The sequence below is a fragment of the Polaromonas sp. P1_E11 genome (genome assembly GCF_056405995.1).
In genome coordinates this window covers 122,421-148,941 of the sequence record NZ_JBFUBA010000001.1, presented here as the reverse complement: position 1 = coordinate 148,941, position 26,521 = coordinate 122,421, and the positions used below count along the sequence as shown (strand labels likewise).

Below are 26,521 nucleotides of genomic sequence, written 5' to 3'. Positions count from 1 at the left end.
CCGCAAAGTGCTTGATTTAGGGGAAGGAAGCCCCAAATTCACTGCATGAACGCCACCCAACCCCATCCCCACAAAACCGACCTCACGGTCACCCACGTACTGGCCGAGCTGCTGGAACGGCTTGAGCACAGCGCGGTGCCGGTGGGTGCCGAGCAGTACCGCTCCGTGGTGCTGCACCTGGTCAACGAACTGGGCGATGTGGAACCCGGGATGGCGCTGGGCGCACTGCTGGACACGCACCCCGCTGCAGCCGAGCTCTACGAAAACGTCAATTACCAGTACGCGGGCCTGTGCCGGTCTGCGCTGGACGCCTCGCTCGCTGCCGAGCTGAAGGCCAAAGAGGCCATTGAAAAGGCCATGAAACCCATCAACCCCCAACTGAAGGAAGACCCCAACCATGGCAAGAGCTGACGCCAAAACCGCCGTACTCGCTGACGGCCTGCGCTACAAGTCCAAGGTGTCGGGCTCACCGTTTGCTGCCACCACGTCATTTGGCGCTGCCACGATGTCGTGTTTCATGTGCGGCAAGCACCGCGCCCGCTCCCTGATGGGCACCCGTAAAGTGCTGGGCAAGTCCCAGGCCGTGTGCTCGCCCTCGTGCAAGGCACTCGACGAAGCCCTCGAAAACGCCGCCAACCAGGCCTGAAGCTGAACCGCGGGGCCGGCACCGCCGGCCTCTACCCGGCTATTCACGGCCATCCACGGCTACCCATCGACGCCGATGGGGCCGTACGGCTCCTTGATCACTGCGCACACCCGGGCGCATACTGTGCTGAAGACGTTTTCAACGTCTGAACACACAGCTAAAAGGTGATTCTCATGGCCGCCTCGTCCCAACCCGACCCGTTTCTCGAACCCGACGACGCCATCGACCATATCCATGGTCCGGCGTCGGCCCCGGTCACTGTCGTGGAATACGGCGACTTCGAATGCCCGTCCTGCTTTCAGGCCTACGGCGCCCTGAAGGTGATGCTGCCGCACTTCGGGCGCCAGCTGCGTTTTGTCTTCCGGCACTTTCCGCTGCGCGAAGTGCACCCCCATGCCGAACTGGCCGCCGAAGCAGCGGAAGCCGCCGGCGCACAACACAAGTTCTGGCCCATGTACGAGCTGCTGTTCACCAACCAGCATCACCTCAAGGACAAGCACCTGCTCGACTATGCCGCCCAGGCCGGGCTGGACATGGCCCGCTACCAGAACGAAATGAACGACCACGTCTATCTGCAGCGCGTGCAGGAGCACATGCAAAGCGGCCGCCACCTGGGCGTGCGCTCAACGCCGGCGTTTTATGTCAACGGCGTGTTTTGTGATGTGTCGTTTGGGCTGCAGCATTTGCATGAGGCCATCGACAAGGCGTTGACCAGCCAGCAGACTTAACCGTCAACAGGCTGCAGCGGCGTCTTTAAGGTCTTCTGCAAAAACGCCAGGTCCAGCCAGCGGCCAAACTTGAAAGCCGCCTGTTTGATCGTGCCGCTGTGCTCAAAGCCCAGGCGCTTGTGCAGCGCAATGCTCACAGCGTTGTCCAGGTCAATCGCGCCGACCAGAACGTGCACGCCTTGCTCCTCGGCCTTGGCCACAATCGCCTCCAACAGCTTGCGCCCCAGGCCCAGCCCGCGGCTGTCTTTCTCCACATAGACCGAATGCTCCACCGTGTATTTGTACGCCGGAAACGCGCGGAAGGTGCCGTAGCTCGCAAAACCCAGCAGCTTGCCGCTGTCGTCTTCCATCCCGATCACCGGAAAGCCGTTGGCACGTTTGGTGGCAAACCAGGTCACCATGCTTTCGGGTGCGCGTGGTTTGTAGTCATACAGCGCCGTCGAGTTGACGATCGCCTCGTTGAAGATGGCCAGGATCTGGGAAGCGTGACGCTCTTCGGTGCAGAGGACGGGATGCATGTGAACTTTGTGGATGGATGTTGGGCGTTGCTCCGCTCGCTGGTCTTCAAGCCCCAGCGGGCGTAGCGCATGCAGGTATTTTGCCGGGCTTCAGCCGGCGGTTGCGGAGCCGGGCAGGGTGCCCGCCTGCGCGGCATGGCGCGCCCGTATGCGCCGCACCTGGAACGCCGCACCAATTACGTAGATCAGTAAGAGCACGCCCGTGGCGGCCTTGAGTTCGGGCGCATCGGCGTTGGGCAACAGTGGCGCACCCAATGGCAGGCGCGTCGATGTCTCTGTGATGGCCGGAATCATGTGGAACAAAAAGGTGATCGAATAACTCAATGTCTCAACATACGGCGAGGCGCGGCCCAGCACCTTGGTGTTGCCTGCTACCCAGGCAATGCCCAGCACCAGCAAGGTGATGATGCCCAGCGCATGCGGCTTGCCGAAGCCGCCATGCTGAAAGATGCCAAAACTGGTCAGGCAGGTGAGTACGGTGGTCCAGATATAGACCTTGCCCAGTGTGGACGCGGCGATGATTTCCTTGTCGCGAAAGAAGGCCATCACGGCAGCCGCAACGGCCACCAGGCTGATGGCGGTGTGGATCACACCCAGGTACGTCAAACCATAGATCATCGGAATCTCCTTGTGCCCCTGCCAGGTGAGGGACGTGGGGTTGAACAAGCTGGCATGGGTACCCATGCAAACGCCATGCCGCGCAGATTGTTGCCGGTGACGCTGCTTTTGCCTATGGTTTTTCGGCCTGCCCGGCCACGGCCCGATAATCGGTAGTACACCGTGGCCGCAATGCGCCGCTCCTTAGACCAGAAGTACTCATGAAAAAAACCTACCAACTCAACATCGAAGGCAAAAACCGCGACCGCCTGCTCGATGCCGCCAAACACGACATCCGCAAATACCTCAAACGCGAACGCGCCAAAGCCTTGCCCAAAGGTGTGGATTTTTGGGACTTTGATTGCAAGTCGGGCGCGAGTGATGCCACGGCCTCAGAGGTGCCGGTGGCAGACCTCATCAAGTCCATTGACGAGATCGTGAAAGACGGCGCGCCGCAGTTCTATGTGGAAGTGGTGGCCAAGGGTGGCGTCAAGGCGCCCCGTGCGCGCAATGAGGGTGACGACGATTTCGCGGACGTCGAATAAGCATGCGCAGACTCTTTGCACTCTTGCTGATGGCCGCATGCGCCGCGTCAGCGTATGCGGACCCGAATCTTGTCGGCCAGTGGAAGTCTGACTCTGAAATCAGCATGCGCTTCAATAACGAGCGCGCAAAGCTGGACAGCAAGACGGCCCTGTTCCTTTCGCAGCTGATGGGTCATATGACCCTGACCTTTACGGCAGAGGCCATGACTTCCGAGCTGCCGGATCTGGAGACGAAAACGCAGGAAGGTCGAAAGAGGCCACTGACAGGTTTTCGCGAAACCCATCCGTACCGTGTCCTGGCCGTTGCTTCGGATTCGGTTGCAATCAAAACCGTTGCGGTAGTGACCGGCAGGGACACCATCATTGTCTATAACTTCATAAGTCCAGACATGTTGTGGATTTATGCAGGCGGCGAAGACAACTCGCAGAGTCTTCATCTGCGTGAATACTRTGTGCGGGTGAGGGATGTGCCCAAGCCCGAGGCGCCCAAAGACGCCCGTCCCTAGTCCCTAGGGGCGTCTCGCCCCACGAGAGGAATTTTTCGTGGGTATGCGTTTTCTCATGAAACCACAGGAACCTGTATGAGACGTTGTTCATGGTGGGTGATCGCGGGGTTCGCATTGCTGGTGCTCGCGTTTGCAGGGTGGGGCGCGGGTGAGTGGTACGCAAGGAGCTTCGTTCCTGACACGCCGATCAGGATGGACAATAAAAACTTCACCCATTCACCCCGAAGCGATTTCCTTCTCCGTGTATGGCTGCTTTCGTTCTCTACCCTCGTGCTGGCAGCTTTCACCAGTGTGATCGGCTTGCTCATCGGCCCGAGGACGCGCGCTTGCCTGTTCGCAGGGCTTGCGGGGCCGCTTCTACTTTGCATGCTTGTGACTACGCCGGCAGCTGTGAGCACCGTGCAGCAAATCAAGCGTGCGCTTTAAGCTGCGTGGCAGCATAGGCGCGGGCCTCGACTGCGCGGGATGAGAAACTACGGCTTATGGACAGAGACCCAGAAGCCCCGCAAGGCCCATTCCCCGACACCATCAAGCAGGGCGACGTGTTCTGGATAGAAGCGGACCCCTCACGCGGCTCCGTCCCAGGCTCCCCGCATCCCCATGTCGTTGTGCAGGAAAACGTGTTCAACCGCTCCCGCATCAGCACCGTCATTGTTTGCGCGCTGACCTCCAACCTGAACCGGGCCACGGAGCCGGGCAATGTTCTGCTGGAGCCGGGCGAGGGCAATCTGGAAAAGCAAAGCGTGGTGGTTGTGTCGCAGGTGTCTTCCGTGTACAAAACACGTCTGGGTGCACACATCGGGACGCTGTCGGGTGAGCGGGTTCAGCAGATTCTTGCCGGGATGCGCTTCTTGCAGGCTTCCTTTCACAGCCGATAGTCTTTCAACCATCAACAGTCTCCGTATGCAGAAAAAAACACTGATTGCCGCGTTGCTGTTTGCCTTCGCATCAATGCCTGTATTGGCATGCAAGCCCACGCTGGTAGCCGATGCCTTTTTTGCCAATGGCGCCGTGGCTCTGGACGAAAAATCACGGGCAATAGTGATCGCCCTTGTGGAAAAGGCTATTCCCCATCCCGTTGAAAACGCGATCGTAATGGGCTTCGCCGATAGCTCGGAAGGCGACCCGAAGTCGATCAAGCGCATTGCAACCGCTCGTGCTGACTACGTCAAATCCTTGATGGTCAAGGCCGGATTTCCTGCCTCACGAGTCTTCGTAGAGAGCCGGCAGTTGATAGGCCCCCACTATGGATCGCCAGATGCCGCAAAGAACCGGCGCGTGGAGCTGGAGGTTCTTTATTTCCCGCCTGGCGCGTGCGGCGGGCCACTGCGGAAGTTTCCCTAAGGAAGTTGCAGCAGGATTTTGAGTGAAGTTGATGTGTCCTGGACCTGATCGGCTTTTAGATCTCTCCATACCAAACCATCAGCAGCACATGAAACTATTCTTAAGTGTTCTCGGAAACTCAAAGACGTGACCTGAAGGCCCACACCATGCAAGCGCCAAGTCCCTCCACCATCACACTGCTTGTGCTCCTTCCATTGATCGCGTGGCGCGTTTACGCACGCTTTCGCCGCATGGTCGGGCGCCAGCGCCTGTCGAGGATCCGCCCCTGGGTCACTCTGGCCATCTTTCCCGGTTTGCTTGTGTTGCTTGGCTTCGCCGCACATGAACATCCCGAACGGCTTTGGTGGCTGGCCGGTGGCCTGGGCCTCGGGGCGTTGCTCGGTGTCTTCGGATTGAGCAAGACGCGCTTCGAGCCCACACCCCAAGGCTTGTTCTACACGCCCAACGCTCACCTGGGCATCGCGCTTTCACTGCTGTTCGTTGGGCGAATCGCCTATCGTCTGTTCGAGATCTACACCGCAGAGCCGACGGTGCAGCACGGAATGGGCGACTTCGCACGCAGTCCGCTCACGCTTGCTGTCTTTGGGCTGCTTGCGGGTTACTACATCAGCTATGCCATTGGTCTTGTGCGCTGGCGATTTCGTGTTCTGCGGGCCAAGAGGGAGCGTGAAGCCTTGGGGGAGGGGTTTTAAGCTCTTGCTGGTCGGATTAGGTCCCCCAGGCTTCGAACACCTTCGCGCGACTGACGAGTTTTGCAAGCATGCTTTCAATCGGATAGTAAAAAGCACCTTCGTCAGCCTGCGGTGTTTTACGGATTCTGATTTGACCGCGCCTGATCACTCAGTGCAAAGAACCTTCATGTTGGCCGTCACGGTACTGGCTTTAATATCGATGACTATATTGGCGTGCAGATCTACGCTGGCGTTTGGCTAGGCGACACCCAGAGTTTTGCTCAATCAATATGGGAAATGTGGGGTCCCTGGTCCAGCAGGGGCGGTGGTGTCATATTCCTTGCGTCAATAGCGCGGACTATTTTTGTTTCGATTTGGGTTTCTTCGTCGAGGCTTTTTTGCTGGCGTTGCCTCGGTGTCTGCGAATTGCTGGGTCGTGTTTGCTGATTGCATAAGGCGCTTTCTCGCGCTTGGCATTGCAGAATTGTTTTGCCTCGACTGAAGCCCGATGTCTAACGCTTTTCCAACACCGTACCCGACCATAAGTATCCCAGTCGTCTTTACCTTTGGTGCAAGGTTATTCAATGACCGCTCCCGAAAGGAAAAGTGATAGAACTTGTTGAGTTTGTCTCCTACATTTTCTCGATATCCAATCAAGTTAACGTCATAGAAGAACTGCAGCAGTGCTTCTGGATCTCGCAGATATTCGACCGCCTTTACGCGTTCGCCACGAATCCAATTCTTAAACTTTCTGAATGCGGTGGAAAACGCGTCATAGTTGAATTCGCCTGCCCCATCGAGATACTGAAAGAACTTCAAATAGAGGTTGAAATCGCTTGCCTCCATATAGAACGCAGAGTAGTTTCGAATTTCCCCCAAAAGGTAGTCTGCATATTCTTTTGTCACATCTGCGTTGCGAGTAATTTCGGCCGGAAATCGAGTTTCGTTACCGAGACCAAGCTTGCTAATTGAGACACGTCGCGAGATCTTGATGAATGTCAGAATGTCTCTTGGCTTATGGAATGAGCTGCGCAAGATTCTTTTGAAGGTGTCGTCTACGTTGTTTCCCGTTAGATAGTGGTCAGCTGCATCAATCGGAGAGGTTGCTTCTGTCTGTTGACTGGAGAAGTATTTGCCGGTCGCCGCATAAAGACTGCTATCCCGCAATCCCTGTTCTGTAGTTGACCAACTTAGAAAAACCGAGTTGTCATGCAATCGAGAGTTGGAGTTGTACAAATTTAGCGAATGGAAGACGTCGGGGCGTACAAGCAAGACGATCTTTATGCGTCCTTTGGAATCTCGAATATTGGCAAAAAACTCAGTGTTGAGTTGCCAAACCGCCTCTCCTAATCCCTTGACGCAAGCCAGATAATCGGAGTAGCGGATTCCTTCTGGTCGATAGTCAATGCCGTCAATAAAAAGCACATGATTTTTACCGAGTCTGAGATCTCCGATTGCCTGTTTGAGTCGAACTTCTACTGCGAGAAGGTGGTGCTTAATCTGCTCGGTCTTATTCGTTTCTCTTGCACCAACTTTTCCTTCAATCTGAGCGATTTTTTCCGATCCAACCTTTGCACCTGCCGACGCTTCTGTCACCATTTCAAATGCGACTTCAACTTCTGGGTTCAGGGACGCAGCATTGAATTCGGCTATTTCCTGCTCGATCACATCAAACTTGCCTGTGAAACTTTCCAAAAATCCTTTCGATTTCAAGATTAGCGCTTGACTCACCATGTTTAAGAGCATGGGTCTCCAGATACTTGGGTAATCGCTATAGTCAAGTTTACCGGCACGCTTTAGCAAGATGAATCGCTTGTATTGCGTCTCGGTCATAGTAGAAAGCTTGCATCGAGCTTTCTCAATATCGTTGTTTTCGAGATATGCGGCATAAGCAGTTTTGCCGGACCCTTTTTCACCAATTAGGTAGTAAATATTGGACTTGAGGCACTCGGCCAAATCATCCGTTCTAAGGAAGATTTTGTTGAAGAACTCTTTCTCTTGGCGCGTACGATAGTTCACTGCGTCATTGAATGGCTCTTGAAGCTCAGCAAGCTTTTTCCAATCGGTCATTTTCTCTCCCGTCGGTGTTCCCCCGTTATGTACAAGGGGGCTATAGATAGCGAAGAGAACAGATAGTAAATGGTTTGTTACAAACCCGTCTCCTCTAATTGGAGGGCACGGCAGATTCATGCGTTCAGCATGGCCTTACGTGCCCCTGGACCGCACGGGGGCTTCTCAAAACACTATCGGGGAGATTTTGTGAGCAAGATTTGCTTCGATGCAATGGAATGCGGAGGTGATGAGCGGCAAGGAAGTCGATTTGCTCATTGCGGCAGCACAAGAAGAAATGGGCACCGCAAGAATGTCCAGTTCCGAACCTAATTGGCTCCTCGACTTGGGCTCGAACCAAGGACCTGCGGATTAACCGTCCGGCGCTCTAACGCTAGCCCTCAATTTCCGGCTGCCGCCCGCAATTTATCCTTCTTGCTAGGCCGTTTCCCCTTGACCCCACCGGTCCCCTCAGGATCCGCCGGATTCACCACCGCGACTTCTACCGGCTCAAACCCCACGACCTGCTCACGCGCCACCTTGATACCCAGGCGCTTTTCGATCAGCTTGAAATGCGCCTCAGTCGCCGCACTCACAAAACTCACGGCAACACCTGATTCACCGGCACGGCCGGTGCGGCCTATGCGGTGCGTGTAGTCGGTCACTGAACGCGGCAGGTCGTAGTTCACCACCGCGGGCATCTGCGCAATGTCGATGCCGCGTGCGGCGACATCTGTGGCCACCACCACCTGCACGGCCTTGATCTTGAAGTCCTGCAGCACCTGGGTGCGTTTGCCCTGGCTGAGTTCGCCGTGGAAGGGTTCGGCTTCGATGTCGACTTTGCGCAGCTTGTCGGCCACGATTTCGGCGGCGTGTTTGGTGGCAACGAAGACGAGCACGCGTTCCCATTTTTCTGTTTGCACCAGGTGGCGCAGCAGCTGGGTGCGACGGGGGGCGTCGACTTCGATCGCGCGTTGGGTGATGTCGGGCACGGCCTGCACCACGGCCTCTACTTCAATGCGCTGCGGGTTGTGCAGCAGGCTGGTGGCCAGCGCTTCAATGGCGGGCGGGAAGGTGGCTGAGAAAAACAATGTCTGGCGTTTGGCTGGCAGCAGGGCGAGGATGCGGTTCAACTCTTCGCCAAAACCCAGATCCAGCAGGCGGTCGGCTTCGTCGAGCACCAGGGTGCCGGTGTTGCCCAGCGTCAAGGCGTTGTGGTCGATCAGGTCGAGCAGGCGGCCGGGCGTGGCGACGACGATGTCGGCACCGCCGCGCAGGTTCATCATCTGCGGGTTGATCGACACGCCACCAAACACGATGGCCACTTTTATCCGCTTCGGCAGGTATTTGGCAAAGCTGACGATGGCTTCGCCGACTTGTGCGGCCAGCTCGCGTGTGGGCACAAGGATGAGGGCGCGCACGGGCCGGTGCTGGCCTGAGGTGTCGCTTTGTGAATTGGCCAGCTGCTGCAGCAGCGGCAGCGAAAAAGCCGCCGTCTTGCCGGAACCCGTCTGGGCCGAGCCGAGCACGTCGCGCCCTTCAAGAATGGCCGGTATGGCGGCGGACTGGATGGGGGTGGGCGCGGTATAGCCTTTTTCCTCCAGGGCGCGCAGCAGCAGCGGCAAAAGCGAGGGCGTAAAACCGAGTGAGCTAAAGGGCATGGGGAAAGTGTGAAGGAGAGAAGAAGGAGAGGGCCGCGCGCAGGGCGCGTGCGGTGGGGCGGTGCGCTGCCGTCTGAAGCCTCAAGTTTAAGCCTCGGGCCTTCTTCAAGGCTGTATTTGGGTGGTGGGTGTTTGCCGCATTGCCTTCCGCACCTGCCTGGCCCAAGAGGCTGCTATGAAAAATATAGCTGCTCGCGCACGTTCCTATTGGGCTGCAGCCACTATTCGCTCAAGAATTTGGCCGTGGTAGCTGCGTAGGCGCCAGAAACAGCAACGCGCAGGCCGATGCGCCCAGCGCGCACAGCACGCAGCCCAGCACCACCCAGCGAAACGCGGCCACCAGCACTTCGGGTGAGGCGGCCTGAAGCGGCCCGCCCAGGCTGGCGGCAAACACCACGCCCAGCACCGCCACCGCCAGCAGGCCGGCTATGCGCGCCACGGCGTTGTTGATTCCGGAGGCAATGCCGGCGTGGGTGGAAGGTACGGCGTTCATTACTGTGGTGGTGAGCGGCGCCACGGCAATTGTCATGCCCAGGCCCATCACCACCATGGCCGGAAAGAAACCGGCCCAGTAAGACCAGCCTACGCCGGGCAGGGCCAGCAGTGCAAAGCCCACAGCCGCCACGGCCGGGCCGGCCATCAGCATGCGCCGCGCGCCGAAGCGTTCCGTGAATTTGGCGGTAGCGGGCGACAGGAAACCCAGCAGCAGCGACAGCGGCAGCAGCGTGGCGCCCGCAGCGGTAGTGGAATATTTAAAAGCACCAATCAGCACAAAAGGCAAAAAGAATAGCGCACCGCTGAGCGCAAAGTACAAGAGCAGCGTCAGCAAATTGGTGCCCACAAAGTCACGTGACTTGAAAAGGCCCAGCGGCATCATGGGCGTACGCGTGCGTGCCTGCGCGAAGACAAACGCCACCAGCAGAACCACGCCCGCTGCAAACGGCCCCAGCACACTGATGGCCTGCCAGCCGCGCTCGGGCGCCAGCGTGAGGCCATAAGTCAGCGCCCCCAGGCCGCCGGCCACCAGCAGCACGCCGAGCCAGTCGAGCTGCTGCGGCGCCTCGGGGTCGCGGCTGTCGGGCACGGCGTACAGCGCCAGCCACACGGTGGCCACGGCCATGGGCACATTCAAAAAGAAGATGGACCGCCACGACACGGCGTCGACCAGCCAGCCGCCCAGCACCGGCCCGGCCGCGCCGGTAATCGCGGCCCAGGCGGCCCAGGTGCCAATCGCCTTGCCGCGCGCTTCGCCCTCAAACACATTGCCGATGATGGCCAGGCTGGCCGGCACCAACAGCGCCGCGCCCACGCCCTGGATGGCGCGCGCGGCAATCAATGCCAGCGGGCCGGGCGCCAGGCCGCAGGCCACCGAGGCGGCCGTAAAAATGGCGATGCCGAGGATGAATATCTTGCGGCGGCCAAACCTGTCGCCCAGCGAGCCGCCCACCAGCACCAGCGAGCCCAGCGCCAGCAAGTAGGCGTTGATGACCCACTGCATCGCGGCCAGCCCGCTGGCCGAGTCACCGGCCAGGTCGCACTGGATGGCGGGCAGGGCGATGTTGACGACCGAGCCGTCGATGAACGCCATCGAAGAGCCCAGCACCGTGGCCGCCAGCGCCAGCTTGGGGTGGGCCGTTTTGCCGCAGTCGCCACCCTGGGCGCGGATGATGCCTTCGTCACAAGGGGCGTGCGGGTTGGCGGGCATGGGGTCTCCTGCAATAACTGATTGGGAGGTGATTCGCTGATTTGACAAATTGTCTGACAATAGATAATATTTCCAGATGACGACACACCTCGCGCAGCCACCCATGCCCCATCCTGCCAGTTCCCTGCCATCAAAGGCAAGCAGGCCGGCTGATGCCCAACTCCTGCTGCTGGACAAACACGCGGTCGAGTCCCTGCTGTTGCCTGCCGATGTACTGGAGGCTACGCGCGAAGCCTTTGTGCTCCACAGCCAGGGGGAGGGCCGCGTGTTCTCCCTGGTGCGTGAAAGGCTGGCCACCGGTGGCGTGTTCGGCATCAAGTCGGGCGACGTGGGTGCGCAGTCGCTGCTGGGCTTCAAGGCGGCCGGTTTCTGGCCCGGCAACCTCGCGCGGGGCGCCGACGCCCACCAGGCCACCATCATGCTGATTGACCCCGCCACAGGCCGGCCGACCTGCCTGATCGATGGCAACGCCGTTACCACCGAGCGTACCGGCGCTGCCGGCGGCCTGGGCCTGGAACTGGCGCGGCCAGACAGCCGCACGGTGTGCGTCTTCGGCACCGGCGTGCAGGCGCAGGCGCAACTGCGCTTTGCCCTTCGCCAGCTGCCCGGGCTGCGCCAGGTGTTTTACGCCACGGCCAGTGGTGGCCCGAAGGCCGCGTTTGAAGCGATGTTTGCGGGTGGCCCATGCGCCATCTCGCATGCGGCAGACGTGAATGCCGCCGTGGCCCAAAGCGATGTGGTGATCACGGCCACCACCGGCAAGGGCCCGCTGTTCGAGCTGGCTGCTCTTCAGCCCGGCACCCACATCAATGCCGTGGGCAGCGACACCAAAGGCAAACGCGAGCTGCCCGAAGGCCTGCTTGCCAGGGTGCGCGTGTTTGTGGACGATGCCACCCAGTCGCGCAGCATAGGCGAACTGCAATGGGCGCCTGACACCGCCTGCACTGAAATCGGCGATGTGCTGTCGGGCAAGGCTTCATTTGTGCGCGGCCCCGGCGATATCACTTTGTTCGACATGACCGGCATCGCCTTGCAAGACCTCACGGTCGCCCGCCTGCTGGAGCAGCGCGCGCGCCTTGCCGGCAAGGGCCAAAGCATTGCCTGGCCCTGGTGAATTGTTTGACGCCCTTACCGTTCTGGAGATTCCCTTGACCACCAACCAGCCCAACCCCCTGGCCATACTCGACACGCCCGCCGCGTTGATTGACCTGCCGCGCATGCAGCGCAACATCGCGCGCATGCAGCAGCGCATGAATGCGCTCGGCGTGCGCTTCCGGCCGCACGTCAAAACCAGCAAATGCACACCCGTCGCGCGTGCGCAGGTGGCCGCGGGTGCGCAGGGCATTACCGTCTCCACACTCAAGGAAGCCGCGCAGTTTTACGCCGACGGTTTCACCGACATCCTCTATGCCGTCGGCATGGTCGCTACCAAGCTGCCGCAGGCGCTGGCCCTGCGGCGCCAGGGTTGCGATCTGAAAATCATCACCGATAGTGTGGCGTCAGCCGCCGCCATTGCCGCCTTTGGCCGCGAACACGGTGAGAAGTTTGAAGTCTGGATAGAAATCGACAGCGACGGCCACCGCTCCGGCATCAAGCCCGGCGAGGCTGCCTTGCTGGACGTTGCCTGCACGCTGCACGAAGGCGGCATGCAGCTGGGTGGCGTGATGACACACGCGGGTTCGAGCTACGACCTCAACACCCCCGAAGCGCTGGTGGCGATGGCCGAGCAGGAGCGCGCTGCCTGTGTGGAAGCTGCCGAACGCGTGCGCGCCGCGGGCTTTCCGTGCGCGGTTGTCAGCGTGGGTTCCACACCGACGGCGCTGTCAGCCGCGCAGCTCAAGGGCGTCACGGAAGTGCGCGCCGGTGTGTATGTGTTTTTTGACCTGGTGATGCACAACATCGGCGTGTGCGGAGCAGACGACATCGCCCTCAGCGTGCTGACCACCGTGATCGGCCACCAGCCCGAAAAAGGCTGGGCCATTGTGGACGCAGGCTGGATGGCCATGAGCCGAGACCGCGGCACGCAAAAGCAGCAACATGATTTTGGCTACGGCCAGGTGTGCCGCACGGATGGCACGGTGCTGCCGGGTTATGTCCTCAGCGGTGCCAACCAGGAGCACGGCATCCTGTCGCACGAAGGCGCGCCCGACACGGACATTGCCGCGCGCTTTCCCATTGGCACACAGCTGCGCATCTTGCCCAACCACGCCTGCGCTACCGGGGCGCAATATCCGGAATATCACGCACTGGCTGAAAACGGTGAACTGGCAACCTGGAGCCGCTTGCACGGCTGGTGAGTCACGGTTTGCGTGCGGCCAAGTGCTATTAAAAACGTAGCTGCTTGCGCCCGACCTTATTGGTTTGCAGGCCTTTTTTTCTTGAAAATTCTTTGAGGTGACTCACTTGCACATGGTGTAGCCGCCGGTCTCCAGGTGGAAATGGTCCTTGTGCGCGGCGTTGTAGCCAGGGCCCAGCACACCCTTGAAGTATTTGCAGGCCCCTTTGTGGGCGTCGCGCAGCAGCAGTGCCTCGGGCCCGGGCGGTGTGGTGTCGTCTTCGTCAGGCCAGTGTTTCAGCACCGTGACGCGCTTGCCGCCCGCCAGCGTGAAGGCGGAAATGTCCAGCGCATTGGCAGTGGCATGGCGGCTGCGGGAACGGGCCGGTGCATTGGGCGGCGCGCCTTCGCCGCTGTTGATGTTGCGGCAGGCATAGCTGCCCAGGTGGTCAATGCCCGCCACGCGCTGGCCAAAATGCAGCTGCGCGGCTGGCTGCAGCGCATTTCTTTCCCACATGAAGAACGACAGCGCCATCGGGCAGCTGAGCGGCAGGGCCGCGCCTATGCGCACGGGCGCCGAGCGCAGCCGCACCGCATTGCTGAAACCGCAGCCGTCGCCCGTGCTGCGGTCGGGCAATTCGTCGTACTGCATGCCGGTGCCTGCCAGCGCGGCCAGGCAGCGCGCCGGGTCGTTGCGGGCGCGTGACAGTTTGTAAAAGGTCAGCATGTTGGGCGGTGCCGTCACTTCCAGTGGCGCCCACGGATTGATGTGCGTGGGAATCTGCAGGGCGCCGCTGTAAACCCCGTACGCCGCCGTGACCAGGCCGCTCCATGCGGCCAGCCATACCCAGCGGCCCCAGCGCAGCCGCCTGGCAGGCGCTGCGTCGGGCGGAAGGCCGGAGTCTGGGGGAAGGGGCATGGTGTTCGTTGATAAGCGGGGGGTGCAACCATGAGCGTACAGGCCTGCTAGCCCAAGATGGCCGGATTTGTTCTCTTGCGCCGAAATCCCGACTGCTGCAGGAGGATTCGACATGCAATTCGTCGTTTAATGGCATCGTCTGACTGATGCCAAAACCCGCGCGCACAAGCCGCTGGCAACAGGCTTAACGGAGTATTTTGATGGCCGACAACGCAACCCACACCCCAGCCCAATCCCCGCTGGCTGCCGACACCAGCCGGCACCACCAGATGTTTCCGGTGCTCAGCGCCGCCGAAATTGCACGCATCCAGCGCTTCGGCAAGGTGTTGCAATTCAAGAAAGGCGAGAGGCTGTTTGCCGCCGGTGAGCCCGGCCCCGGCATGTTTGTGATGCTCAAGGGGTCGGTCACCATCACCCAGCGCGACGGCCTGGGCCATGTGGTGCCCATCGTCAACCAAGGGCCGGGCCAGTTTCTGGCGGAAGTTGGCCAGCTGTCGGGCCAGAACGCGCTGGTCGACGGCCATGCCGAAGAAGATGTCGAAGCCCTGCTGGTGCCACCCGGCCAGCTGCGCGCGCTCATCATTGCCGAAGCCGACCTGGGCGAGCGGCTGGTACGCGCGCTCATTCTGCGGCGTGTGGCCTTGATAGAAGCCGGCGCCAGCGGCCCGGTGCTGATCGGCCAGCCCAACTCGGCCGGTGTGGTGCGCCTGCAAAGCTTTTTGAACCGCAACGGCGAGCCCAACCATGTGGTGGACATCGCCCAGGACGCGGGTGCCGCCGCACTGATGGAGCAATACGGCGTGGCCGCCGGTGATGTGCTGGCGGTGTGCCCGGACGGCTCGGTGCTGGTGAACCCCGACGAGAACCAGCTGGCGCGCTGTATCGGCATGGTCGACACGGAAGAACACGACGAGCTGTTTGATGTGATCGTGGTCGGTGCCGGGCCCGCCGGGCTGGCCACGGCGGTATACGCCGCATCGGAAGGCCTGCATGTGCTGGTGCTGGACTGCCGTGCTTACGGCGGGCAGGCCGGTGCCAGTGCGCGCATTGAAAACTACCTGGGTTTTCCTACCGGCATTTCGGGCCAGGCGCTGGCCGGCCGTGCCTATGTGCAGGCGCAAAAGTTTGGTGTGGAAATGCTGATCCCCGCGCAGGCCCAGTCGCTGGACTGCGCCCACAAGGCCATCAAGGGCGAGCTGCAGGTCCAGCTCACGGATGGCCGCAAGCTCCGCGCCAAGACCGTGGTGGTGGCCAGCGGCGCCCGCTACCGCCGGCCTGAGGTGCCGCGCCTTGCAGAATTTGAAGGCCGCGGGGTTTGGTACTGGGCCTCCGCACTCGAAGCCAAAATGTGCAGCCAGACCGAGGTGGTACTGGTGGGCGGTGGCAATTCAGCCGGCCAGGCGGCCGTGTTTTTGTCGCAGCATGCGGCCAAGGTCAACATGCTGGTGCGCGGCCCCAGCCTGGCGGCCAGCATGTCGCGCTACCTCATAGACCGCATTGAGGCCGCACCCAACATCGAGCTGCTGCCGCACACCGAGGTGGTGAAGCTGCACGGCGATGATGAAGGCGACGGCAACGGCGGCACAGGCTTGGCCGGCGTGACATGGCGCAACCGCAAGAGCGGCACCGAACACGCGGCGGATGTGCGCAACGTGTTCCTGTTTGTCGGCGCCGATCCCGAAACCAGCTGGCTGACCAGCTGCGGCGCAGCCATTGACGCGCACGGTTTTGTCCGCACCGGGGAGGCTGTCACCTGCAAGCATTCAGACTACAAACCCGCTCCGCTGGAAACGAACATTCCGGGCCTTTTTGCCATTGGCGATGTGCGCAGCGGCTCTGTGAAACGTGTAGGCGGCGCCATAGGCGAGGGCGCCGCGGTGGTGGCCATGATCCATCAACACCTGGCGGCGATGGAGCGCACGGCTGTTGCTGCCTGACGAAATTCTGGAGGTTCACATGCGCATCAAACCCTGCACCCACGTTCCTGCCGAGGTTCACCCACCCAATGCAAGAGGCTGTGAAGAATGCCTGAAGATGGGGGACACCTGGATGCATCTGAGACTCTGCGTGCACTGTGGCCATGTTGGCTGCTGCGACGACTCAAAAAACAAACACGCCAGTAAACACCATGCAGCGACCGGGCACGCGGTGATCCAGTCCTTCGAACCCGGAGAAAGCTGGATGTGGTGTTATGAGCACCAACTGCAGGTGGGCTAGGGCGCAGCTATTTCGTGTAACTAAAGTCGTAAACAAGAGTTCTAATGAGCGCTGCGACTGGTGGTCGCAGCAGCGGAAAATGGCTGCTACCGTCTTCCAGAGAAGATGATTTTTTAGCCGATCGACCTAATTGCGTTGACGTGAACGGGTGGAACCTGGCATCGGTCAGTCATGATGGCGCCGGGTTTGTCGCTATATTTAATGGAGCAGGAAAGTCATATGGAGCGGGCAATGGAAGCTGGTTTTGTGGGTGGAGTTGCCACGTTATATTGCACCCATGTGCGGTATAAATTGCGTTATGTCTCTTAACCCAATCGATACACCGGGCGTTTGCCTCTCCTCGGTCTGGGAGGATGAGGACTTGTTCGAATTGGAGATCCGCGCGAGCAACGGACGATTTGCAGGCAGGGCGTGTTGCTATACGACACGAGAGCAAATCGCCGAAATGGCGCGCTGCGTTGATCGGTTTCCCAAGTCAACCTCGGACGCGTTTCGCTTCTCTACACATTCTGGAGACAACTTTTCCTACTTTGGCCTGGACTTCCGATGCGTTGATGGGCGAGGGAGCGTCGTTGTACGCGTGAAAGTGGCCGACATTGTTCGCTTTTCAAATGCGCCCGGGACCGACAACATTGTTGAATTTGATTTGGGCGTAGAACCAGCCTCAATCGACAATTTCGCAAACGAGCTGGCCGCGCTGGCCCAGGCGAAAATCGGCGAAAAGCCCGCGACCCTGCATGCAAAGACATAACAGGTTGCTCGTCACGGACAGTCAGCATCAGGTTGCCGCTTCGCGGCGCATGCTGCCTGCCGGTCAGCGCCAACGTTAAATCTCATGGGAGCCGAAGCCCTCGCGTCCCCGTTCACGATGCTCCTGGCGTTAATGATCGTTCTTGCCGTATCCGCGGTGCACTACGGACCAACTAAGGCAGCACCCGTCCTGAGCCCGAAGAAACTTGTCCTGGGCTACGTCGGAGTCGCTGTCGCTGTCGCCGTCATTGCGGGCGCATCGGCTTACGTTCCCATCGAGGAGGCGGTGTCGATGTGGCACGTTCCTGAGAAAAACTACTGGTCTGCTTTGATTCACTCGTACATCGTGCACTTTGTCCTCATGCTTTGTCTGTCCCTTGTTGGCGTTGCATGCGTTGGAGTGCCAATCGTGTTTGCTCTCGGGCGCAGAGGATGGGCGACCACTCCTGCCGTCCTGCTTTTATCTGTCCCCGTATCCACGCTCGTGGCGCTTGTTTTGTCCGCGGGAGACTACATTCCGTTCATGCACTTTCAGCATACTTGGTCATACCTGGTCGCGCAGCATCTCGTACTGGCACTAAGTTTCTGCGGGGCTGCAGGACTGCCATGGAGGCGTGCGACACATGAGACTTAACATGTCAATCGACGCGGCCCCACAACAGCAGGCTGCGGCTTCGCCGCTCATGTTGGTGGTCCGGTCATCTCTACGTTAAAGCGCACTGGAACGATATGTCGATCGACCTTGAAAATCCGAAACCCACTTCCATGCAGCGGGCCATTGGGTGCTTATGGATTTCAGCATGCTTGGTTCTCCTGCTTTGTGCCGCCTCCTTGGCAGGGGTTGGGGATGTCCCCGGCGAGGCTTTAGCCGTCACAACGAATCTTGTCACCTTCGCACTTTTGGCTTGGATCGCGACAAAGCTAGGCTCGGGGCGAAACTGGGCGCGATGGGTGTTCACGGTTCTCTATGTGTTCGGATCGCTCGCGTTTGCTGTGTCAGTTGTCTTTCTGCCGGAGGCATTTCTCGCTTTGTCGGCGATGGAAAAGGCCTCGGGTGTGGTGCAGTTCTTCTTGCAAACTGCAGCACTTGTGCTCATGTTCACGCGTGCGTCGCGCGCCTGGTTTCAGACCAGGAAGGTGGCTAATGCGCTCTAACACGTCGGCCTACAGCCGAGCTTGGCCTCCAACGTTGAGGCTGTAAAAAATCTGTCTGCCAATTTCCGTCAGCCGCAGCGTGACCAGTCCTAACCGGCGGTGTCTTTGCTTCGCGTCCACCAAGCCGCGCGCAGATCGGTATGTTTACGACTTTAATTGCTCGGAATAGCAGCGGGCGGGGGCGCCGCCTTGTTGGTCTTGGTGAATTCCGTCGAGGCTACCATCACCGGGCTGGATTTGGGGCTGCGCTGCCAGTGTTCGTCGGCCGCTTTTTCCACCGCGTCCTTGTCGTAAACGCCTTTTGAAAGGTCGGCCCAGACGTGCACGTAGGTCCGGCACCAGGCGTCGTGTGCCTCATTGACCTTTTCTTCGGAAAGCTCCGGGGTGGGGCCTGGAGCTGGCTCGGATTCTGTGACCATGCAGCCATCCTAGCGGTCCAGGGCCGGCGAGTCCACTGCTGTAACGAGTAGAGAACCGGGAGAGTCTGGGCGAGCAGACTCAATTGAGCCACGAAGTCTTCAGGGACTGGCGTAAACGAACTCGGTATAACGCATTTTCGCGAGCTGCCATTCGTCCTTTAGTTCCACCGGCAGGTAAAACCGGGTGTCAAGCAAAAATGCGTACTCCGCAATACGCGGTGCCCCGGATTGGGGGGTGATCACGCAAGAAACCGGCAGATAGTCTCCGCTTAACGAGGAATTCAACTGCACTGCAGGCTGGCTAACTGCAGCTACTTTGCAACCGACTGATTCGGTTCGTCGGAACTCGTTGGTGCGGCCAAACATGCCGGACGTTTTGACCTGTGATTCAACTTCAGTCTTGTACGAGAACTCGCCGCCTGGCGAAGGGTTGCAGATGGAAGGAACATTGGCCTCGAACGCAACCAGCTTTGCCCGGTTGCTGACATCAATATCGGACTTGATATTAAAAGGCACAAAGAGCTTGCCAATTGGCAGCGGGACGGCTGTTGACGTATCGACATTCGAGCCCGATTCAACCAGAAGTGTCACAAGGCCGCATAGATTCAGCGCTCGCCCGCGCCCCTTGCTTGAAGACCGGAACGCTGTAGTGGCTGTAACCCCGGTCAGCCCATCATCCTGTATCGAGATCGCGCTGTATTCGTCGGCGTAGACTTTTGAGAAATTTGCCTTGTGGTTAATCTCATGCGTGGCAGCGTAGCGTTCAATGGTTCGAGCTGCCTTTCCTGCAGGGATCTGTTCCAGTATTTTGGCCCGAACTTCAGGACTCAGAACAAGTTCCATGTCTGCACTGCGCGCCTCAAGCGACAAGACGAGAAACAGGCCACCCAGCAACAGAAAGCGGGCGCGCAGGAATTGGCTCCTGGTGATACGAACAGAAGGGGCGCTCACTTTTTAACAACCTTTTCGGTGACAGGCTGTTGTGTGTTGGCGTCTTCAATCCACACCGAAGAGGACTCTTTCTTGAGATCACCTTTCACCACGTACTTTCCGTTGGGCTGTGGCGTGAAATCCACCACGCCATCAACAGAAAAGAAGGTTCCCGCCATCTGGCTCGCGATGGCTTGTATGGGCGCTGCTGTGGTGTGGCTGGCGCGCAGGGAGACTTTCATGGGCTTGGCCGGAACCTGCCTCTCGACGATTGACGTGGTCAATGCGAAGCCCCGTCCGTGGCTGGCACTGGCGCTTGCCCCGAAGCTGTTTGCAATGCGGTTGCCGTCCACGCCATCAAGTACGAAAAGCTGTGCCTTGCTGCCATCTTCTGCAAAGCCGCTGTCAGCGACGGTTGCGACGGGGCCGGTGTAGCCCTCCGGGACAGGCTTGTAATTAGCGCATCCGGAAAGTACGACAAGGAGAAGGGCGGGCGCGATGAGTTCAAGTTTCATGACACGGTCAGGAGGTTAAATGTGGGTGAGATTCAGCTTGAGAAGACAAATTTGCCAGCCGCCTTTTTCGGCGACAGGAAGCCGAGGTCCGGGAAAACTTTGGATTGGACGTAAAGGACAAAACCACACAAGGCCGCGCTGATGACCAGCCCGCCCAGGGTGCTGGCCGGCGCAGTGACGAAGCCGTCCAGCGTTCTTGCGACGCCCAATATGGAGAGCATCACATAGGCTTCGTAAGCGACCGCCTTGTTGGCATAAAAAGCCCAGGCAAAGGCCAGTGGTACCAGCGTCATCAATGCGCTTGCAATCCAGGGAGCGTTCGGGCCAAGTTTGTAGCCGATTCCGTAGCCCACAAAAAAGGCAAGAATCGCCTGGATGAGCATGATCACGATCAACACCCGGACTTTGCCCCTGTGGGCTTCGGTGAGTTCGGGATCCGGGTAACTCGCAATCACGGTCGCGAGTTGCTTGTCTTTCATGCCCTGGCCGGACAACTGTGCAAACGTCGCGGTTTTCCCCTGTCCGGCGGCGAGTAATTCCTGCGCCATCTGCTTGACTTCGGATTTTTCCATCGACATTTCGCTCCCCTGTTGTATGAATTCTGATGGTGCGCAGCTTACGCCTGATTCTAGATGCCGCGATTCGCGTTACGGTGCAAACGCGACGGATTAAAAAGCACGCTCGTTGTTTGCCAGGGGAAACGCCTTATTTCACGCAACCTATTGCCTGAAGCGCAGCCCTGACATCCGCCGGCCCCCGCACATGGACTGCCTGCAGCCCGGCGGCCCTTGCGCCTTCGACGTTGTCAGGATGGTCGTCAAAGAACAGGATGGTGTTCAGGGGGACGCCCATCGCCTCAGCGACGTATTCAAAGGCCCGGCGTTCGGGTTTGCGATAACCCATTTCAGACGACACAAAAATACGCTCGAAAGACTTCGCCAGACGGGGGTAGAGCGCTGTCCACGCCGCCTGGTGCGCGGCGTTCGTGTTGGAAAAAACGTAGCACGGAAGATGGGCACGGGCTTCCTGAACCAGGCTGAAAGTCTCGGTGATTTCGCCGCCGAAAATGGCGTTCCATCCTTCGGCGATGCGCACCGGATCATCCTGCAACTGCAGGTTCGCGGCCAGGTGCGCAAAGTAGTGCGCCGCCGTGATTTCACCGCGTTCATGCTGCTGGTAAGGCAGATCGGCGCTGAAGGGGGCTTTCAGTTCTTCAAGGGATAACCGGGAAATCGGCTGCCAGTACTCAAGCACGCGGTTGAAATCGACATCGATCAACACGCCGCCGAGATCGAACAGAAGAGCCTGGATTTTGTGTGTGGTCATGGGATGGATTTTTTAGATTCTTGCACGCGCTACGCTTCAATCGCCGGCTGACCACTGGGGGTTCCACACCACCTCCCACAGATGCCGGTCAGGATCCTGGAAGTAGCCGGCATAGCCGCCCCAGAATGTGTCGTGTGCTTCCTTGGTGATCACGGCACCCGCTTTTTTTGCCTGCGCCATGACAGCATCAACTTCTGCTTTCGAAGAGACGTTATGGCCCAGTGTGAATTCGGTTGCGCTGGTATTTTCCAGCGGAACACCCGAATCATGGGAAATGCTTTTGCGCGGCCAGATGGCAAGTTTCAGCCCGGCGTGCAGCTCGAAGAAGGCCACGGCGCCATGCTCAAATTCGGTACCCACAATGCCTTCGGTTTGAAGGCCAAGGCCATCGCGGTAGAAGCGAAGCGATCTTTCCAGATCATCAACACCGACAGTGATAACCGTAATGCGTGGCTTCATGGAGAACTCCTTACATTGGGTTGATGTGTCTCAAACACGCGCCCCTGATACCAAGGCTCGCCAGGCGTATGAAGTCTATTCCTGGCGATAAACGCTGTCCCCGTGCGGTGCCGCCCTGAACTCAGGCAGTTGCTCAGCCCGGGCAGAGAATTCACACAGGGCCGGGTAGTCGGCCGCGTTCACTACCTCTGGAATCATGGCTTGCGTGAAGTGCCAGGTTATGCCTGTGGTCACGCCGTCCTGGCCCATGGTGCCGCTGGTCGCCGCCAATGGCTTGCGCTGCAGTTCGGCTTCCAGCGCGCCGTACGCCGCCAGCAACTGGCCCGTCACGCGTGACACCCAGGGCTGGTGCAGCTTTTCAGCGGGGCGCAGGTTGCGTTCATAGATGATTTGCACGCTTTTTTCACAGGCGGCCATGGCCAGGCCGATCACGCGCAGTGCCTGCTGGCGCTCGGCGATGGCCGCCGGCATCAGGCTTTTGGGTGGCGCCTGCTGCGCGGCCAGCGCCTCGGCGTAGTCGATGATCAAGGTGGAGTCCATCAGCACCGTGCCGTCGTCACACACAAGAGAGGGCGCTTTGACAACCGGGTTGATCTGCCGGAATTTCTCAAAGGTGCTGAAGACCGAGACCGATTGATGTTCAAAGCGCAGGCCGAGAAGCTGCAGGGAAATGGCTACGCGGCGAACGTAGGGCGAGTCGAGCATTCCTATGAGTTGCATGGCAGTTCCTGTTCAGGGTTTACCGGTCACGACGGATTTGTCTTGATGGGGAAGAGGCGGCGACTGGACCATGAGGTCACGCACCGATCCAATGGCCAGCGCCAGAAACGCGGCGGCGCAAAGCTTGTAGGTCACCTTGGCCCACCGCATGCCTGCCCGGCGAAAGATCCTGTCGACCACTGCCGCGCAGAAGAATGCCCATACCACCGACGACACCATGAAGCCCACAAAAAAGATGCCGTAGTCGGCAGCCGTTGGCTCATGGATTCCGACGGCGCCCAAGGCGCTGCCGAGCGCGGCCCAGTAGGCAATGTTCTGCGGGTTGGTGATGGACAGGAGGGCGCCGGCGCGCATGGCCTTTTGGGGTTCGGCCGTTGCCGGGTCCGTTAAAGCGAATTCCTGGCTGGCGCAAAGCCATGAGTCGCGGGCAAGCCAGAAGAGATACAGCGCCCCGGCAATACCGACGGGCCAGCGAATCCACTCCAGCTGTAGCAGCAGCCCGATGCCCACCAACCCGAGCAGGGCCCACAGCGCGTCGCCGGCCAGCGACCCGATTTGCACCGCCAGGGCCGGCCGGAAACCGCCGCGCACGCCCTGGCGCACGGTTTCGGCAAAAACAGCACCCGGCGCGGCATTGAACAAAAGCCCGAGCAGGAAAGCGGAGACGAAAAGAGTGGTCATGGATGCGAAGGGAATAAAGGAAGACCTGACGTTTATACCGCGCAAGCGGCATACGCGCAGTCCTTGTGCGGGCACCGGATGTGGCGCCCCCAAGCCAGCCGCCTCAGCGCACCGGGAAGGTCGGGGCCAGTTCCCGGAGTTTTTCGACCTGCCACGCGAACTCCCCCTCGAAAGCCGACGGGTCGTTGACCGCGTAGCCGCCGTAGCCATAGACGGCGGCATAAGCCGCGTAGCCGGCCGCATCCAGAGCCCGGCCAGCCAGTGCATTGGCCACGGCGTAGGTGGCAGAGACGGCTGCGTGGGCCGCACCGTCAATGGAATTGGAGCCCCTGTGGCTGTTGGCCACTGCGGCGACCTCCTGCGCCGCCCGCGCCAGGGCGGGCCTTTTCAGTTTGCCGTCAACGAAAGCCTGAAGCTGTGCCAGGCCATCAACCGCCCTGGGGTCTTCCAGCAAATGCTGCACGCGGCCGGCACACGCCAGGCCAAAGGCCAGCCGGAGCGCTTCCTGACCCGGTTCATCAAGATGGATGCTGGCCGCCAGGCGCGAGAGCTCGTGGTTCATGGCAATTGTTTCGAGATACGCGTATTTTGCGGGACTGCCGGACTGAATTTTCGGGGCAAAAGCAGGGCCGCCAGGTACTGCTGGCGTTTCGCAATTTCCAGCACGAGCAGCGGCAACGCGATGCCCGCAGCCAGGCTTGCCGCTCCAGCGAGGTAGTCGTTGTGGCTGAAGCGGGAAAGCAGCAGAAAGGCCCGCCCCTGCGCGACGGGGTGAAACACCAGGATGAGCAGGCTGCCGGAGCCTATGTAGGTCAACGGGCGCTGCAGCCGCGGATACCGCGCCAGCAATGCAGAGATGCAAAGCACCATGTAAATGCCCAGCGCGGCCTGCAGTGTCGCAATGAGCGGCTCGCCGTAAAAGCGCAGATTCAGGTCCATGGTCTCGTTGAAGTGGTAGTGCAGCGCCGCAAAGGCAATGGCCGCGGCAAGCAGCCTGATGGCGCTGAAATTCACGGCCATGACCTGTTCGCGCAGCAGAAACCCGAACAGCAGGCAGGCTGAGCTGATGAAGGTCAGATCAAGGCTCCAGGGCAACCCCGGCCAGCGGGCGAGACCCATGAAATGCAGGCTGGCCGTGTCGATTTGCCAGAAGCTCCCAATCCAGCGGATGCCCGCGGCCAGCAGGATCGAGGCGGCCAGAAAAATCCAGCGTGCGCGGCGTTTGGCGGCCCTGGTGGCGCGCAGGATGGCCATGGCCCCCACCGACGCGACAAAGAGGTGCGGCAAAAACCAGAGCGGTGCCCACGCAATGGTGGGCGCAGTGGCATACAAGACGCCGAAAAAATAATCAGAGGCGCTTGTGTCGGCGGTAGGAACCATGCCAGGGTCAAGCGCCATCAGGATGCCCACCAGCGTCAGCACGACAAAGTAGGGCTTGAGAAGCGCATCGGCCCGCGACAGCGCAAACTTGCGCAAGGAATCGGAATCTTTCAGGAACAGCCCGGAGAGGAAAAAGAACAGCGGCAGGTGAAACGCGTAAATCACCCGGAAAAGCTCGCCCTTGTTTTCCAGTACCAGGCTGTTGTGCCCGAGCACCACCAGGATGATTCCGATGCCCCTGGCGATGTCGACGGTGGCGTTGCGGTGTGTGTGTGTCATGGTGTGGATCAATCAGGAAATGACGGACTCAGACCAGGCGCCTGATCGACTTCTTCTTCCAGACCAGCCGGTAATAAGCCGTTTGCAGACCCAGCATGGCGATGAAGGTGACCGGGTAGGCCACCCAGATGCCGTTGATGCCGATGCGGTGGCTCATGAACCAGGCGACGGGTACCTCTACCAGCGCGATGCAGAAGATGGCGATACCGGTGGGCACCAGCACCGAGCCGCTGGCGCGCATGATGCCCGAGAGCACCGAGGCCATGCCAAAGATGACGCTGCTCCACAGCATGATGTGCAGCATCGTCTGTGCCATCTCAATCACAGGTTCGCTGGTGATGAAAAAGCCCATCAGGTGGCGCGAGAACAAATAGCCCAGCAGCACGAGTGAGCCGGTCAGCACCAGGTTCATCAGCAAACCGGTGCGCACGATGGTGCCCAGTTTGTCGGTGCGGCCCGCGCCGATCGCCTGCGCACCCAGGATGGAGGCGGTGATGGCAATCGAAATCGCCGGGAACTGCACATACGCCACCACCTGGTTGACGGCGCCGTAGGCCGCTGTGGCGTTGGAGCCATAACTGTTGACCAGCGAGAGCAGGGCGACTTCAGCCAGCGCAATGACGATCATCTGCACGCCGGTGGGCACGCCTATCTTGAGCACGGTCTTGAGGATGCTGCCGTTGATGCGCATGTGGCGTACAAATTCCGCGTCCGGCGCAAGCGGGCTGTGGATGCGGCGCAGCCTGAAGGCCAGCCAGGCCGTGGCTGTCACCATTGACAGCACTGAAGCCACCGCACCGCTGGCCACACCCAGCTGCGGCAGGCCGAACCAGCCGCGGATCAGCGCCGGTGTGACGGCGAGGCCGACCACGGTTGAAATGCCCAGCGTGTAGAGCGGGTTGACGGTATCGCCCACACCGCGCAGCATGGCGGTGGCCAGCAGGTAGACGAACAGGCCAGGCGCAGCAAGCATGATGATGCGGGCATAGAGCGTGGCGTCGGGCAGTATGTCGGCCGGTGTGCCCAGCGCCCTGAGCAGCGGGCCAGTAAAGGTGCCGCCCGACACTGCGACGAGAAGGCCAAATACCAGGCCAACGCTGAGGGTGGTGCCCGCAATTGCCTTGACCTTGCCGGTGTTGCGCGCTCCCCAGGCCTGGCCGATCAGCACCGAGGCGCCTGCGCCCAGGCCGATGGTGAAGGCAATGAAGAAGAACAGGATGGGGAAAAAACTGGACACCGCCGCCAATGCGCCGACGCCGATCATCTGGCCGACATACACGTTGTTCAACGTGCCCGACAGCGACTGCAGGATGTTGCTGAGCAGCATGGGGCCGAGGAAGGCGGCAAAGGTCTTCCACATCGGCACCCCGTCGCTCAATGCGGGCCGGCCGTGCGAAGCGGGTTTCGCCGCCGCAGGCTGTGTTGCCAGCGGCGGAGCCGCGTCGGCCACGGAAATCGGCGGTGCCGCGATTTCACCCGCTGCGCGCACGTCGCCCTCATGCACTTCGGTTTCAAGCCGGTGGTCG

The 26,521-nt window shown here is 60.0% G+C and carries 32 protein-coding genes; 15 read left to right on the top strand and 17 right to left on the bottom strand.

The features are described from left to right. Nucleotides 1-45 precede the first annotated feature (45 nt). From AC1D11_RS00745 to AC1D11_RS00735, 3 genes are all read left to right on the top strand, one after another. On the top strand, nt 46-411 hold the full coding sequence (locus AC1D11_RS00745; RefSeq protein WP_457278577.1) for a hypothetical protein: 366 nt from the start codon (nt 46-48) through the stop codon (nt 409-411). Next, nucleotides 398-646, top strand: a complete 249-nt coding sequence (locus AC1D11_RS00740) for a hypothetical protein (RefSeq protein ID WP_436154840.1) — start codon at nt 398-400, stop codon at nt 644-646. The genes AC1D11_RS00745 and AC1D11_RS00740 overlap by 14 nt, the downstream gene beginning before the upstream one ends. A gap of 173 nt (nt 647-819) precedes the next feature. After that, entirely contained in the window at nt 820-1,374 is a 555-nt protein-coding gene (locus AC1D11_RS00735) for a DsbA family protein (RefSeq protein WP_477647800.1), read from the top strand. Here the strand turns inward: AC1D11_RS00735 and AC1D11_RS00730 are convergent. Both AC1D11_RS00730 and AC1D11_RS00725 read right to left on the bottom strand, forming a co-directional pair. Continuing rightward, the gene (locus AC1D11_RS00730) at nt 1,371-1,892 is read right to left on the bottom strand and encodes an N-acetyltransferase family protein (protein ID WP_477647801.1); all 522 of its coding nucleotides are present in this window, start codon (nt 1,890-1,892) and stop codon (nt 1,371-1,373) included. The two genes, AC1D11_RS00735 and AC1D11_RS00730, sit on opposite strands and share 4 nt — an antisense overlap. 90 nt (nt 1,893-1,982) lie before the next feature. Then, nucleotides 1,983-2,576 carry a hypothetical protein gene (locus AC1D11_RS00725; RefSeq protein ID WP_477647802.1) on the bottom strand — a complete coding sequence of 198 codons (594 nt, stop codon included), beginning with the start codon at nt 2,574-2,576 and terminating at the stop codon, nt 1,983-1,985. Nucleotides 2,577-2,710: 134 nt separating this feature from the next. Between AC1D11_RS00725 and AC1D11_RS00720 the strand changes: the two genes are divergently transcribed. The 6 genes from AC1D11_RS00720 (at nt 2,711) to AC1D11_RS00695 (ending at nt 5,576) form a co-directional block, all read left to right on the top strand. Further along, nucleotides 2,711-3,034, top strand: coding sequence for a DUF6172 family protein (locus AC1D11_RS00720; protein WP_477647803.1), 324 nt, complete (start codon nt 2,711-2,713; stop codon nt 3,032-3,034). A gap of 2 nt (nt 3,035-3,036) precedes the next feature. Then, nucleotides 3,037-3,540: a hypothetical protein gene (locus tag AC1D11_RS00715; RefSeq protein ID WP_477651415.1), complete on the top strand. Its 504-nt coding sequence runs from the start codon at nt 3,037-3,039 to the stop codon at nt 3,538-3,540. A gap of 75 nt (nt 3,541-3,615) precedes the next feature. After that, on the top strand, nt 3,616-3,966 hold the full coding sequence (locus AC1D11_RS00710; RefSeq protein WP_477647805.1) for a hypothetical protein: 351 nt from the start codon (nt 3,616-3,618) through the stop codon (nt 3,964-3,966). 56 nt (nt 3,967-4,022) lie between these two features. Further along, nucleotides 4,023-4,418 (top strand): type II toxin-antitoxin system PemK/MazF family toxin, encoded by a 396-nt coding sequence (locus AC1D11_RS00705; protein ID WP_477647806.1) that lies wholly within the window; start codon nt 4,023-4,025, stop codon nt 4,416-4,418. A gap of 25 nt (nt 4,419-4,443) precedes the next feature. Further along, nucleotides 4,444-4,884, top strand: coding sequence for an OmpA family protein (locus tag AC1D11_RS00700; RefSeq protein WP_477647807.1), 441 nt, complete (start codon nt 4,444-4,446; stop codon nt 4,882-4,884). Between the two features lie 146 nt (nt 4,885-5,030). Then, complete coding sequence (locus AC1D11_RS00695; protein ID WP_477650902.1) at nt 5,031-5,576, top strand: CcdC protein domain-containing protein; 546 nt, start codon at nt 5,031-5,033, stop codon at nt 5,574-5,576. Between the two features lie 324 nt (nt 5,577-5,900). Here AC1D11_RS00695 and AC1D11_RS00690 read toward each other — a convergent pair whose 3' ends face one another. The 3 genes from AC1D11_RS00690 to AC1D11_RS00680 all read right to left on the bottom strand — a co-directional run bounded on the left by AC1D11_RS00690 (nt 5,901) and on the right by AC1D11_RS00680 (nt 10,970). Further along, nucleotides 5,901-7,625: a P-loop ATPase, Sll1717 family gene (locus AC1D11_RS00690; RefSeq protein ID WP_477650903.1), complete on the bottom strand. Its 1,725-nt coding sequence runs from the start codon at nt 7,623-7,625 to the stop codon at nt 5,901-5,903. 380 nt (nt 7,626-8,005) lie between these two features. Next, entirely contained in the window at nt 8,006-9,265 is a 1,260-nt protein-coding gene (locus tag AC1D11_RS00685; protein WP_477650904.1) for a DEAD/DEAH box helicase, read from the bottom strand. Nucleotides 9,266-9,494: 229 nt separating this feature from the next. After that, nucleotides 9,495-10,970 carry an MFS transporter gene (locus AC1D11_RS00680; protein WP_477649958.1) on the bottom strand — a complete coding sequence of 492 codons (1,476 nt, stop codon included), beginning with the start codon at nt 10,968-10,970 and terminating at the stop codon, nt 9,495-9,497. Between the two features lie 103 nt (nt 10,971-11,073). Here AC1D11_RS00680 and AC1D11_RS00675 point away from each other — a divergent pair, with 103 nt between their 5' ends. After that, nucleotides 11,074-12,084, top strand: a complete 1,011-nt coding sequence (locus AC1D11_RS00675; RefSeq protein WP_477649968.1) for an ornithine cyclodeaminase family protein — start codon at nt 11,074-11,076, stop codon at nt 12,082-12,084. 34 nt (nt 12,085-12,118) lie between these two features. Continuing rightward, nucleotides 12,119-13,267, top strand: coding sequence for a DSD1 family PLP-dependent enzyme (locus AC1D11_RS00670; protein ID WP_477649959.1), 1,149 nt, complete (start codon nt 12,119-12,121; stop codon nt 13,265-13,267). Between the two features lie 102 nt (nt 13,268-13,369). Here AC1D11_RS00670 and AC1D11_RS00665 read toward each other — a convergent pair whose 3' ends face one another. After that, on the bottom strand, nt 13,370-14,164 hold the full coding sequence (locus AC1D11_RS00665) for an extensin-like domain-containing protein (RefSeq protein ID WP_477649960.1): 795 nt from the start codon (nt 14,162-14,164) through the stop codon (nt 13,370-13,372). Nucleotides 14,165-14,364: 200 nt separating this feature from the next. On the opposite strand from AC1D11_RS00665, the gene AC1D11_RS00660 reads away from it, so the two are divergent. The 4 genes from AC1D11_RS00660 to AC1D11_RS00645 all read left to right on the top strand — a co-directional run bounded on the left by AC1D11_RS00660 (nt 14,365) and on the right by AC1D11_RS00645 (nt 18,286). Further along, the gene (locus tag AC1D11_RS00660) at nt 14,365-16,101 is read left to right on the top strand and encodes an FAD-dependent oxidoreductase (RefSeq protein ID WP_477650905.1); all 1,737 of its coding nucleotides are present in this window, start codon (nt 14,365-14,367) and stop codon (nt 16,099-16,101) included. Nucleotides 16,102-16,120: 19 nt separating this feature from the next. Continuing rightward, nucleotides 16,121-16,381 (top strand): UBP-type zinc finger domain-containing protein, encoded by a 261-nt coding sequence (locus AC1D11_RS00655; RefSeq protein ID WP_477649962.1) that lies wholly within the window; start codon nt 16,121-16,123, stop codon nt 16,379-16,381. A 298-nt stretch (nt 16,382-16,679) separates the two neighbouring features. Next, nucleotides 16,680-17,132: a hypothetical protein gene (locus AC1D11_RS00650; RefSeq protein ID WP_477649963.1), complete on the top strand. Its 453-nt coding sequence runs from the start codon at nt 16,680-16,682 to the stop codon at nt 17,130-17,132. A 728-nt stretch (nt 17,133-17,860) separates the two neighbouring features. Beyond that, nucleotides 17,861-18,286, top strand: coding sequence for a hypothetical protein (locus tag AC1D11_RS00645; RefSeq protein ID WP_477649964.1), 426 nt, complete (start codon nt 17,861-17,863; stop codon nt 18,284-18,286). Nucleotides 18,287-18,438: 152 nt separating this feature from the next. On the opposite strand, the gene AC1D11_RS00640 is transcribed toward AC1D11_RS00645, so the two are convergent. The 11 genes from AC1D11_RS00640 to AC1D11_RS00590 form a co-directional block, all read right to left on the bottom strand. Then, complete coding sequence (locus tag AC1D11_RS00640) at nt 18,439-18,705, bottom strand: hypothetical protein (RefSeq protein WP_477649965.1); 267 nt, start codon at nt 18,703-18,705, stop codon at nt 18,439-18,441. A 99-nt stretch (nt 18,706-18,804) separates the two neighbouring features. Then, nucleotides 18,805-19,656: a hypothetical protein gene (locus AC1D11_RS00635; RefSeq protein ID WP_477649966.1), complete on the bottom strand. Its 852-nt coding sequence runs from the start codon at nt 19,654-19,656 to the stop codon at nt 18,805-18,807. After that, the gene (locus tag AC1D11_RS00630) at nt 19,653-20,150 is read right to left on the bottom strand and encodes a hypothetical protein (protein ID WP_477650907.1); all 498 of its coding nucleotides are present in this window, start codon (nt 20,148-20,150) and stop codon (nt 19,653-19,655) included. The genes AC1D11_RS00635 and AC1D11_RS00630 overlap by 4 nt, the downstream gene beginning before the upstream one ends. Nucleotides 20,151-20,182: 32 nt before the next feature. Continuing rightward, the gene (locus AC1D11_RS00625; RefSeq protein WP_477648571.1) at nt 20,183-20,728 is read right to left on the bottom strand and encodes a hypothetical protein; all 546 of its coding nucleotides are present in this window, start codon (nt 20,726-20,728) and stop codon (nt 20,183-20,185) included. 127 nt (nt 20,729-20,855) lie between these two features. Further along, complete coding sequence (locus AC1D11_RS00620; protein ID WP_477648572.1) at nt 20,856-21,476, bottom strand: HAD-IA family hydrolase; 621 nt, start codon at nt 21,474-21,476, stop codon at nt 20,856-20,858. 36 nt (nt 21,477-21,512) lie between these two features. Continuing rightward, on the bottom strand, nt 21,513-21,935 hold the full coding sequence (locus AC1D11_RS00615; RefSeq protein ID WP_477648573.1) for a VOC family protein: 423 nt from the start codon (nt 21,933-21,935) through the stop codon (nt 21,513-21,515). 75 nt (nt 21,936-22,010) lie between these two features. Continuing rightward, entirely contained in the window at nt 22,011-22,655 is a 645-nt protein-coding gene (locus tag AC1D11_RS00610; protein WP_477648574.1) for a glutathione S-transferase, read from the bottom strand. Nucleotides 22,656-22,667: 12 nt separating this feature from the next. Beyond that, the gene (locus AC1D11_RS00605; RefSeq protein ID WP_477648575.1) at nt 22,668-23,336 is read right to left on the bottom strand and encodes a LysE family transporter; all 669 of its coding nucleotides are present in this window, start codon (nt 23,334-23,336) and stop codon (nt 22,668-22,670) included. Nucleotides 23,337-23,439: 103 nt separating this feature from the next. After that, a complete protein-coding gene (locus AC1D11_RS00600) occupies nt 23,440-23,898 on the bottom strand; it encodes a putative immunity protein (protein ID WP_477648576.1) in 459 nt (152 codons plus the stop codon). Beyond that, nucleotides 23,895-24,995 (bottom strand): acyltransferase family protein, encoded by a 1,101-nt coding sequence (locus AC1D11_RS00595; RefSeq protein ID WP_477648577.1) that lies wholly within the window; start codon nt 24,993-24,995, stop codon nt 23,895-23,897. The genes AC1D11_RS00600 and AC1D11_RS00595 overlap by 4 nt, the downstream gene beginning before the upstream one ends. Nucleotides 24,996-25,023: 28 nt before the next feature. Then, nucleotides 25,024-26,355: an MATE family efflux transporter gene (locus tag AC1D11_RS00590; protein WP_477648631.1), complete on the bottom strand. Its 1,332-nt coding sequence runs from the start codon at nt 26,353-26,355 to the stop codon at nt 25,024-25,026. Nucleotides 26,356-26,521 lie beyond the last annotated feature (166 nt).